This is a genomic window from Sporomusaceae bacterium, from assembly GCA_031460455.1.
GTDB lineage: Bacteria > Bacillota > Negativicutes > Sporomusales > UBA7701 > Anaeroselena.
Map to the genome: position 1 here is coordinate 82480 of JAVKTQ010000008.1, position 9389 is coordinate 91868.

12 protein-coding genes are annotated in these 9389 nt (G+C 60.4%); 9 read left to right on the forward strand and 3 right to left on the reverse strand.

Annotated elements, in window-relative coordinates:
* Positions 1-112 precede the first annotated feature (112 nt).
* The 3 genes from rplM to RIN56_12950 all read left to right on the forward strand — a co-directional run bounded on the left by rplM (position 113) and on the right by RIN56_12950 (position 1755).
* On the forward strand, positions 113-550 hold the full coding sequence (gene rplM, locus RIN56_12940) for a 50S ribosomal protein L13 (GenBank protein ID MDR7867712.1): 438 nt from the start codon (positions 113-115) through the stop codon (positions 548-550).
* A gap of 23 nt (positions 551-573) precedes the next feature.
* Positions 574-966, forward strand: coding sequence for a 30S ribosomal protein S9 (gene rpsI / locus RIN56_12945; protein MDR7867713.1), 393 nt, complete (start codon positions 574-576; stop codon positions 964-966).
* A gap of 129 nt (positions 967-1095) precedes the next feature.
* Positions 1096-1755: a hypothetical protein gene (locus RIN56_12950; protein MDR7867714.1), complete on the forward strand. Its 660-nt coding sequence runs from the start codon at positions 1096-1098 to the stop codon at positions 1753-1755.
* Between the two features lie 258 nt (positions 1756-2013).
* Here the strand turns inward: RIN56_12950 and RIN56_12955 are convergent, their stop codons facing one another.
* Positions 2014-2772, reverse strand: a complete 759-nt coding sequence (locus RIN56_12955) for a biosynthetic peptidoglycan transglycosylase (GenBank protein ID MDR7867715.1) — start codon at positions 2770-2772, stop codon at positions 2014-2016.
* A gap of 293 nt (positions 2773-3065) precedes the next feature.
* Here RIN56_12955 and RIN56_12960 point away from each other — a divergent pair, with 293 nt between their 5' ends.
* From RIN56_12960 to amrS, 4 genes are read left to right on the forward strand one after another with little or no spacing between them, the layout of a single operon-like run.
* Positions 3066-3785, forward strand: a complete 720-nt coding sequence (locus tag RIN56_12960) for an N-acetylmuramoyl-L-alanine amidase (GenBank protein MDR7867716.1) — start codon at positions 3066-3068, stop codon at positions 3783-3785.
* Positions 3786-3806: 21 nt separating this feature from the next.
* Positions 3807-4652 (forward strand): AmmeMemoRadiSam system protein B, encoded by an 846-nt coding sequence (gene amrB / locus RIN56_12965; protein ID MDR7867717.1) that lies wholly within the window; start codon positions 3807-3809, stop codon positions 4650-4652.
* The gene (amrA, locus tag RIN56_12970) at positions 4642-5163 is read left to right on the forward strand and encodes an AmmeMemoRadiSam system protein A (protein ID MDR7867718.1); all 522 of its coding nucleotides are present in this window, start codon (positions 4642-4644) and stop codon (positions 5161-5163) included. The genes amrB and amrA overlap by 11 nt, the downstream gene beginning before the upstream one ends.
* Before the next feature lie 5 nt (positions 5164-5168).
* Positions 5169-6158: an AmmeMemoRadiSam system radical SAM enzyme gene (gene amrS, locus RIN56_12975; protein MDR7867719.1), complete on the forward strand. Its 990-nt coding sequence runs from the start codon at positions 5169-5171 to the stop codon at positions 6156-6158.
* Between the two features lie 72 nt (positions 6159-6230).
* Here amrS and RIN56_12980 read toward each other — a convergent pair whose 3' ends face one another.
* On the reverse strand, positions 6231-6491 hold the full coding sequence (locus RIN56_12980; protein MDR7867720.1) for a hypothetical protein: 261 nt from the start codon (positions 6489-6491) through the stop codon (positions 6231-6233).
* A gap of 130 nt (positions 6492-6621) precedes the next feature.
* Here RIN56_12980 and RIN56_12985 point away from each other — a divergent pair, with 130 nt between their 5' ends.
* Complete coding sequence (locus tag RIN56_12985; protein ID MDR7867721.1) at positions 6622-7530, forward strand: LysR family transcriptional regulator; 909 nt, start codon at positions 6622-6624, stop codon at positions 7528-7530.
* A 71-nt stretch (positions 7531-7601) separates the two neighbouring features.
* Here the strand turns inward: RIN56_12985 and RIN56_12990 are convergent, their stop codons facing one another.
* The gene (locus tag RIN56_12990) at positions 7602-8222 is read right to left on the reverse strand and encodes a DedA family protein (GenBank protein ID MDR7867722.1); all 621 of its coding nucleotides are present in this window, start codon (positions 8220-8222) and stop codon (positions 7602-7604) included.
* A 117-nt stretch (positions 8223-8339) separates the two neighbouring features.
* Here RIN56_12990 and argC point away from each other — a divergent pair, with 117 nt between their 5' ends.
* A complete protein-coding gene (argC, locus tag RIN56_12995) occupies positions 8340-9374 on the forward strand; it encodes an N-acetyl-gamma-glutamyl-phosphate reductase (GenBank protein MDR7867723.1) in 1035 nt (344 codons plus the stop codon).
* Positions 9375-9389 lie beyond the last annotated feature (15 nt).

The following is a 9389-nucleotide window of genomic DNA, read 5'->3' on the forward strand; positions in this document are numbered from 1 at the left end:
CCTTTCTAATACAATATTTTCGTGGCCTTATATGCCGTGATTTCCTGCCCCGGAAGTTCGTGGCTGAAAAGGATACGGATGTTGTTTCATCGCTGCTTTAAGGAGGGAAAGTATGAAGTCATTTATGGCTAGCCCTGCCACTATAGAACGCAAGTGGTATGTCATAGACGCTGAAGGCAAAACGCTCGGCCGTCTGGCGGCCGAAGTAGCCAAGCTTTTGCGTGGCAAACACAAGCCGACCTATACCCCCCATATGGATACCGGCGACCATGTAATTGTCGTCAACGCCGCCAAAATCCACCTCACCGGCAACAAGCTGGTGCAGAAGACCTATTTCCGCCACTCCGGGTATCCGGGCGGCACGACCTTCACCACCGCCGGCAAGATGCTGGCCGAGCGACCGGAGAGGGTTGTCGAGATGGCTATCAAAGGGATGTTGCCGAAGAACCGGCTGGGCCGTCAGATGTACCGCAAGCTCAAGGTATACCGCGGGCCGAGCCACCCGCATGAGGCGCAGATGCCCGAAGCCCTCGAACTCAACGTGAGATAGTCGCCGGAAGGAGGAAGATTGGAATGGCAATAGTCAACTATTACGGCACCGGCCGCAGGAAGACTTCGATCGCCAGGGTCCGCCTGGTGGCGGGCGAAGGCAATATCGTCGTCAACGGCCGTCCGCTGGATCAATATTTCGGTCTCAAGACCCTCGAGCTGATCGTCAAACAGCCGCTGAACGTCGCCGATGTTCTCGGCAAGTACGACGTAATCGCCAAGGTCGAGGGCGGCGGCCCTACCGGCCAGGCAGGCGCTGTCCGTCACGGCATCGCCCGCGCGCTTCTCAGGGTGGACGGCGAATATCGCCCGGCCCTCAAGAAAGCAGGCCTCCTCACCCGCGACCCGCGTGAGAAGGAACGCCGCAAGTACGGCCTCAAAAAGGCCCGCAAGGCTTCCCAGTTCTCCAAACGTTAATGGCAAGAAAGCCCGGACTTGTGTCCGGGCTTTCTTTTGTCGATTCCGCCGATATTTTTGGCTACGGCAGGAGAAAAGGGCAGAGAGGTGTAATTAACTTAGAAGATATTACAAGCTGGGGGTTTTGCCATGAAAAAGACGGTCACGGTGCTTGTGCTGATTTCCTGCTTGCTGATTGCCCAAACGGCTTTCGCAAGCCTTGATGACAAACTGTCGGACGTTACCAAGAAGTACGGGGAGTACCGGATGGTGCTCGACGATAAGGGCCGGATATGGACCAGGGCCGATTGGGAAGCGGGCAACAAGGAGTTGGCCGAAACTTATATTTACTATTACATGGCCAAGGACGTGAAGGTACAGCTGGATGTGATGTATGCGGAAAAGAAGGGCAATAAGGACCCGTACGTGCGGGCCCAGCGCTTCACTCCCGACTGGGCCATCCAGGTCAAGGAGCTGAAAGCTTATTTCCCCGAGGTTTACGCACTGGTGACCTCCGCGGAGGCAAAGGTTTTTACCACCAAAGAGAAGCTCACCAAAAACTTCCTTGACGAGAAATCGCCGGTGACGCTGGGCGTAATGATCGCCAAGGAGCCGAAATCCATGCCCGGGATGTTTACGCTGGTTTCCTTCAACATCAAGGGCGAGGGCACGTTTATCAAGGATCCGAAGATGATCAGCGGCGACACCTACATCTCCGAGATCGTCGTCGAGCGTACGCTCAAACGCAATACGGTCGACCCGACCGACACCAAGAGCTGGGATTTCCGCGACAACCTGTTCCAGAAGTAAGGGATGTAAAAAACGACCCGGTCAAACCGGGTCGTTTTATTTTTGGTCTCCAGGTTGCCAAGAAAGCCCCAGATGCAAGGCGCACCGGAGGCTGACACCACCGTTTCCTCCGCGACAACGTTTAGACGCGTTGTTTGCACAGGAACGGTTTAACAGCATCGCGCGTACACGAACGTACGCTGAGGATGGCAGCCGATGAGCAACGAAGCAGATGGGGGTTTATCGGCAACCTGAACGACCCGGTCAAGCCGGGTCGGTTTATTTTGCCAGCCTGAGCGGCGCCTGTCTGGCCTCCTGGGCTGTCGTGGGGCCGATGTAGTTGTGGCGGGCCATGGCGCTTAGGACGACCGCCTGGCGCTGTCTGGCGGCCTCCAGGTCGACGTAGGGGGAATAGAGCGACGGGGCGTTGGGCAGCCCGGCGAGGAGGGCGCTTTCGGCCAGGGTAAGTCCGGCCGGTTTTTTGGCGAAGTAGATTTTGCTCGCCTGGCCGATGCCCTTGGCGCCCGAGCCGTAGTAGATGCTGTTGAGATAGATTTCGAGGATTTCTTCCTTTGAGTAGCGCAGTTCCATGTCCAGGGCCAGGACGACCTCTTCGAATTTCCGGCCCCAGGTTTGCTCGGTGGTCAGGAAGAGGTTTTTGATCAGCTGCTGGGTGATGGTGCTGGCCCCTTCTTCGATGGCGCCGCGCTGGAGGTTGACGAGGGCGGCCCGCAGGATGCCCTCGATGTCGAGGCCGATATGGCGGTAGAAGCGGTGGTCTTCGACGGCGATGATGGCCTGTTGCATGGTAAGGGGGATGTCTTTGAGGGGGATGTAGTTTTTGCGGTCGATGGTGGCGGCCACGGCGCTTTTGAGGGCGAAGACGCGGTAGACCCGCGTCCAGGCGCTGTCGGCGTCGGCTTTGACGACCGGCATTTTGGGCGCGGCGAACTGGGGCAGGAGGCCGCCGCCCCCCGCCCAGGCGAAGGCGGCGACGAAGACGATTATGAGGAATAGCCAGAGTTTGCCGTTGCGCATAAAATCCTCCCCAAAGGGGTGATATAAGATACAGGATGGTTAAGGCGGTTTTCAGGGCTGCGGCCGTTCAGGACCCTCCAGATGCAAGGCGCACCGGAGGCTGACACCGGAAGCGTACACGAACGTACGCTGAGGATGGCAGCCGAGGAGCAACGCCGCAGATGGGGGGTTATCAACGGCCGCCATAGTTATATTGTAGCGGACTTGTCCCTTTTTGGCTATACTTCCCACCTCCCCTGCGACATAACGGCCGGGGCGCTGGCATATTTTCGTAGGGAAAGGCGGGGATGGGGATGTGGCTGGTGAGCCTGAGGCGGCGCAGTCTGGGGGTGGCGGCGGTTATCGGGGTGGTGGCGGCGGTGGCGTTAAATCTGCTGGCGGCAAACATCCCCAGCCCCGACGATATCGCCGACGCCGATCTGGCCGCGCTGGCGGGGCGGGTGGTGACGGTCGACCCCGGCCACGGCGGCGTGGACAGTGGCGCCAAGTACTTCGGCCTGCTGGAGAAGGAGCTTACTCTGGCCATTTCCCTGCGGCTGGCGGAGAAGCTCCGCCAGAGCGGAGCGACGGTGGTGCTGACCCGCGAGGCGGATATCGATTACTATACCCGCGGCAAGGGCGGCAAGCGCAACGACCTGACCAGACGGGTGGAGATTATCAACGCTTCGGGGGCGGCAGCCTTTGTAAGCATCCATACAAATGCCATCCGCGGCGGACGCTGGTCGGGGGCCGAGGTTTATTACTGTCCGGGCAGGGCGGAGAATAAGCTGCTGGCGGAAACGATGCAGCGGGCGCTGAAGGATTTTCCCCCTGGGAATAAACGCCAGGCCAAGGAGGATTCGGATATTTTGGTGTTGAAGGATACCAACATTCCCGGTGTGCTGGTGGAAACGGGCTTTTTGAGCAATCCCCGCGAGGCGGCTCTGCTGGCCGACGCCGCTTATCAGGAGAATTTGGTCGGACAGATTGCCAGGGCGCTGGCGTATCATTTCAGCCATAATGTGGCAAGATAAGACAGCGAAAGGAGTGGTAGCGTGAAGAATCTGGTCGGTTGCGCCCTCATGCCCCACCCGCCGATTATGGTGCCGGAAGTGGGCGGGACCGAGCTGGCGAAGATCAGGGCAACGGTGGAGGCGGCCCGGGCGGCGGCCGCAGCACTGGCTGCGAAGAATCCGCAGACCGTCATCCTGATTACGCCCCACGGCGCGGTGTTCGGGGACGCGGTCAGCGTCAGCGTCCATCCCCGCCTCAAGGGGAACCTGGCCAGTTTCGGGGTGCCTGAGGTGACGCTCGGGTTCGAGACGGACGGGCTGCTGGTGCGCCATATCCTCCGCAAGGCGGAGCGCCTGGGCATCAATGTGATCGAGCTGACCGACGACGTTGCCAAGACGTACCGCTTGTCGCTGCAGCTTGACCATGGCGCTCTCATACCGCTATATTATCTTCACAAGGCCGGCTTCCGGGGGCAGTTGGTCCATATCGCCATGGGCATGCTCCCGTACGAGGAGATGTATACTTTCGGCAAGGCGGTGCAGGCGGCTGTCGGCATGATGGACAAGCGGGTGGCGGTGATCGCTTCCGGCGATCTGTCCCACCGCCTTACCCCCGACGCGCCGGCAGGCTTCAGCCCCAAGGGGGCGGAGTTCGACCGCCGGGTGGTCGCGGCGGTCGGCGACCTGGATGTGAAGGCGCTGCTCAGTATGGACGAAGGGCTGATTGAGGAGGCCGGCGAATGCGGTCTGCGGCCTATCTATTTCCTGATGGGGGTGCTGGGCGGACTGGAGGCGCGCAGCAGGGTGCTGTCGTATGAGGGCCCGTTCGGTGTGGGCTATGCGGTGGCGCTGTTCGCGGTGGAGGAGGGGAAGCGCGATGGGCAGTGAAAGCGCGCCGGTCGCGCTGGCGCGGCAGAGTCTGACGCATTACCTCGCCGCGCATGAGTATCTCCCGACGCCGGCGGGGCTGCCGGACGAGCTTAAGGCTCGGGCGGGGGTGTTCGTTTCGCTTAAGAAGCGCGGCGAGCTGCGCGGTTGTATCGGCACTTTCGGCCCCACCCAGCCGGATATCGCCGCCGAGATCATCCATAACGCGGTGAGCGCGGGCACCCAGGATCCCCGCTTCTGGCCGGTGGAGGCCGACGAGCTGCCTGAACTGGATATTTCGGTGGATATATTGTCCGCGCCTGAGCGGGTGGACGGGCTGGCCGACCTCGACCCGAAGAAGTACGGCGTTATCGTTCGCCACGGGCGACGGTCGGGTCTGCTGCTCCCCGACCTCACGGGGGTCGATACGGTGGAGGAGCAGGTGGGTATCGCGATGCAGAAGGCGGGGATAGCGGCCGGCGAGGAGATCGAGCTGTACCGCTTTTCGGTGACAAGGTACGGCAAGGAGTGACAGCCGTGCGCGAGGCGCTTTTTTATGAGCCGCACGAGCGCGGCGTAATCTGCCGCCTCTGCCCGAAGGAATGCGTGATCGGCGAGGGGCTGACGGGGTTCTGCCGGGCGCGGCGCAATGTGGGCGGGAAGCTTTTGGCCGCCAACTATGCCGCGTGTTCTTCTTATGCCCTCGACCCGATCGAGAAAAAGCCGCTCTATCATTTTTATCCGGGCAGCTATATTTTTTCCGTCGGCACATGGGGCTGCAATTTTGCCTGCCGCTTCTGCCAGAACTGGCAGATTGCCCAGGAGGAGCCGGATACGGTGGCGATGACGCCGGAGAAGGCGGTGGCGACGGCGGCGGGGGCTGGGCAGCGTAATATCGGCATCGCTTACACGTATTCCGAGCCTAGCGTGTGGTACGAGTTCGTGCTCGATACGGCGAAGCTGGCGCGCAGCCAGGGCCTCAAGAATGTGCTCGTAACCAACGGGTTCATAAATCCCGCGCCGCTCGCCGGGTTGCTGCCGTATGTCGACGCGCTGAACATCGATGTGAAGGCTTTTAACGAGCGGTTTTACCGCGAGGTGTGCGCCGGCCGCCTGGCCGAGGTCAAACGGACGGTGGAGCTGGCGGCTGCGGCCGCCCATGTGGAGGTGACTTGCCTGGTGGTGCCGGGGCTCAATGACGACGCGACCGAGCTGGAGGCTCTGGCGGCGTGGCTGGCGGGCATAAGCAGGGATATCCCCCTCCATTTCTCGCGCTACTTTCCCAACTACAAGCTGGCCATGCCGCCGACGCCGATCGCGACGCTTGAGAGGGCGTACGAGACGGCCCGCCGCCATTTGCGCTATGTGTATGTCGGCAATGTCGGCGCCGAGGGGGTCAACACTCACTGTCCGGACTGCGATCTGGTCGTGATCGACCGGCTGCGGCGGGAGAGCCGGCTGGCGGCCGATAAAAAGTGCCCCCGGTGCGGGAGCGGTATCGCGGTGGTAGGGGATATCGGTTTTTAAGGTCCGCTAAGATGCCGCCAGCCTGAGCCCTGCAGCGTAGTTGCGGGGCTCAGGCCTTTCTGGCATGCAAGGTCAATGGAGGAAGGCACATTCGCCGTAGCAGGCGATCAGCAGCAAGCCGGGCAGTCCTCGGCGGAAATAGGCGATCAGTTTGCCGAGTTTGCCGCAGTTAAGCTGGTCGTGTAGACCGGGCGGGTCGACGGTGAGCAGGGCTTGCGCTTCTTTCAGGGCCAGCGAGTACTTTCTGGCGGCGAGACCGGTGACGGCAAGGGGGGTAATTGCCTGCCGGGGGCTTGCACCGGGCGCGGATACGGGGGCGGTTCCTTTGTCCATGAATGACACTCCTCTTCGGCGTTAAATGATAACATTCGCTTGTATTATAGCTCAGGTTGATCATAAATTTAAAATATCGAATATCTATGTTATAATAGTTTTTAACTATTATAACCGGGGTGAGTCGGTGATGGAGTTGCGACAACTGGAGTACTTTCAGATGGTCAGCCGTTTGAGCAGCGTCACCCAGGCGGCTAACTACCTGCGGGTGGCTCAGCCGTCCGTGACGGTGGCAATCCGCAAGCTTGAGGAAGAGCTTGGGGTGATATTGTTCGACCGCAGCCAGAAGCATTTTTCCCTGACGGCGGAGGGGCGGGCCTTTGCGCGGCATGTCGACGGTATTATGGACCGGGTGGGGGATTCCGTCAGGGAGATGGATGATTACCGGTTGCTGAAGAAGGGAAAGATAAAAATAGGCATTCCCCCGATGGTAGGGGCTTTTATTTTCCCCTATATTTTTGCTGAGTTCCAGAAAGCGTATCCGTGGCTGGAGTTGTCGGTGACCGAGAAAGGTTCGTTGGCGATCCGCGGTCACCTCGAGCGGGGGGAACTCGATGTCGGTATCGTGACGATGATGGATTATTCCCCCAAGCTGGAAACGGCGTTCATCGCGGCGGCGCAGATGCTTGTCTGCCTGCCCCCCGCCCATCCTATGGAAGGCTTGACGTGCGTGCCCTTCCGGGAGCTGCGGGACGAATCTTTCATTCTGCTGAAGGAGGATACGTACAACCGGCGGGTTATCATTGAGGAATGCCAGCGGCACCAGTTCACTCCCCGCATCGTATTTTCCTCCAGTCAGATCGAGACGATTCTGGGCCTGGTCGGGCAGGGGGTGGGCATTTCTTTCCTCCTGGACGCCGTGGTTCGCAGACACCCCGGCATCGTGAGCCGGCCGCTGGCTGAGCCGCTGAGGAGCGAAATAAGCCTGGCCTGGAATAGGGAAAGATATCTGCCCAAAGCTGCGAGAGCGTTTGTCGATTTTATCGCATCCTGCCTGCCGCCCGGCGATAAAGCGGACGAAAAAAACCTGCGGTCCTGACCATGTGGCATGGTTCGGGCGGCAGGCTTTTGATAGGCGGGGATGCGATTGCGGTTCCGGCGGGTGTAGGGTTAACGGCCCTCCTGCTTTGTTTTCCGCCGCCGGCGGAGGTAGAGGAGGAGAGCGACGGCGCCGGCTACGGCGGCTACGGCGATGGCGACGATGACGAAGGTGCCGAGGCGGGAGAAGAAATCGACGAACAGCATCCAGTTCTGGCCGAAATAGTAGCCGAGCGAGACGGCCAGCGTGCACCAGACGGCGATGCCGACGGCGGTGTTGAGCACGAACACCAGGGGCCTCAGGTCGAGGAGGCCGGCGGCGATGCTGATTTTGGTGCGCAGGACGGGGATCTGGCGCCAGGGGATGATGAGGGGCGGGCCGAAGCGGTGGAACCATTCGCCGATGACGTCGAGGTGGGCGGGCGAAAGGCGCACGAGGTGGCAGTAGCGGTACAGGAACTGGCGTCCGCCCTTGCGGGCGATGTAGTAGATGGTGCACGAGCCGGCGAAGCTGCCCAGCCAGCCGCTCAGGATGGCGCCGGTGAGGGAGAATTTGCCCTGATAGACCATGAAGCCGGCGAAGCCCATGACGATTTCGCTGGGTACGGGGATGCACAGCCCCTCGAAAAACATCCCGACGAATACGGCCAGGTAGCCGTAATCTTCGACCAGCAGCGTTAGGTTATCAAGCATAGGCGTCGTAATCCTCCCAGAAAATCTTGGCAAAATCATATTGCATTTTTATACATCGTAACGTATAATTATTTAAAAGCTATTTATATTATTTTTGGCAACAAGGAGGTCGGGGCCATGAAAGTCAGCATCATCGGCGCTACCGGCTATACCGGCGAGGAGCTACTGCGCATCCTGGCCGGCCACCCGGCGGTCGAAATGATCAGCATCACGTCGGAGAGCCAGACAGGCGAGTACATTGACAATATATATCCACATTTTACCCGATTTTACCGAAAAAAACTAGCGAGCGTGAAAGAACTGGAAGAAATCGCCGCCGCCAGCGATGTCGTTTTCATCGCCCTGCCCCACGGCCACGCCATGGAGGCCGGCAAAAAAATCGTCGCCAAAGGCGCCAAGGTTATCGACATGGGCGCCGACTACCGCTTCCGCGATCCGGCGGTGTACGAGAAATGGTACAAGGTCGCCCACACCCACCCAGACGCTGGCGCGGCTTACGGCCTGACCGAGCTTTATCGCGACAAGGTCCGCGCCGCCACTATCGTCGGCAACCCAGGGTGCTACACGACGGCCAGCATCCTGGCGGTCGCCCCGCTCTTAAAGCATGGCCTCATCGACCCGGCCAGCATCGTGGTCGACGCCAAGTCGGGCATATCGGGAGCCGGGCGGGGCCTGGGCCTCAATTACCACCTCAGCGAGGCGTACGAGAATGTGCGGGCTTACGGGATCGCCGGCCACCGGCACACGCCGGAGATCGAGCAGGCTCTGAGCGACGTCGCGGGAGAGGAGATTATCATTTCCTTCACCCCTCACCTCATGCCGATGGCCAGAGGCATCCTCAGCACCTGCTACGCCACTCTTAAGGGCGGCGTGACGGCCGAGGCGGTCGACGAAGCCTACACCGCCATGTACGGCGACGAGTTCTTCATCCGCCTGCGCGGCCGCGGCGCCTACCCGGCGACCAAGGAGACGCGCGGCAGCAATTTCTGCGATCTCGGCTGGCATATCGACAGCCGCACCGGCCGGGTGGTGACCGTCGCGGCGATCGACAACCTCGTCAAGGGGGCGGCCGGCCAGGCGGTGCAGAATCTCAACGTAATGTTCGGGCTGGACGAGCGCACCGCGCTTACCCAGGCGCCGTTATATCCATGATAGATACGGAGGATG

Excerpts from the sequence above, each read along its gene's own strand:
- rplM (MDR7867712.1), top strand. The coding sequence starts at position 113 with ATGAAGTCATTTATGGCTAGCCCTGCCACTATAGAACGCAAGTGGTAT.
- rpsI (MDR7867713.1), top strand. The coding sequence starts at position 574 with ATGGCAATAGTCAACTATTACGGCACCGGCCGCAGGAAGACTTCGATC.
- RIN56_12950 (MDR7867714.1), top strand. The coding sequence starts at position 1,096 with ATGAAAAAGACGGTCACGGTGCTTGTGCTGATTTCCTGCTTGCTGATT.
- RIN56_12955 (MDR7867715.1), bottom strand. The coding sequence starts at position 2,772 with ATGCGCAACGGCAAACTCTGGCTATTCCTCATAATCGTCTTCGTCGCC.
- RIN56_12960 (MDR7867716.1), top strand. The coding sequence starts at position 3,066 with ATGTGGCTGGTGAGCCTGAGGCGGCGCAGTCTGGGGGTGGCGGCGGTT.
- amrA (MDR7867718.1), top strand. The coding sequence starts at position 4,642 with ATGGGCAGTGAAAGCGCGCCGGTCGCGCTGGCGCGGCAGAGTCTGACG.
- RIN56_12980 (MDR7867720.1), bottom strand. The coding sequence starts at position 6,491 with ATGGACAAAGGAACCGCCCCCGTATCCGCGCCCGGTGCAAGCCCCCGG.
- RIN56_12985 (MDR7867721.1), top strand. The coding sequence starts at position 6,622 with ATGGAGTTGCGACAACTGGAGTACTTTCAGATGGTCAGCCGTTTGAGC.
- RIN56_12990 (MDR7867722.1), bottom strand. The coding sequence starts at position 8,222 with ATGCTTGATAACCTAACGCTGCTGGTCGAAGATTACGGCTACCTGGCC.
- argC (MDR7867723.1), top strand. The coding sequence starts at position 8,340 with ATGAAAGTCAGCATCATCGGCGCTACCGGCTATACCGGCGAGGAGCTA.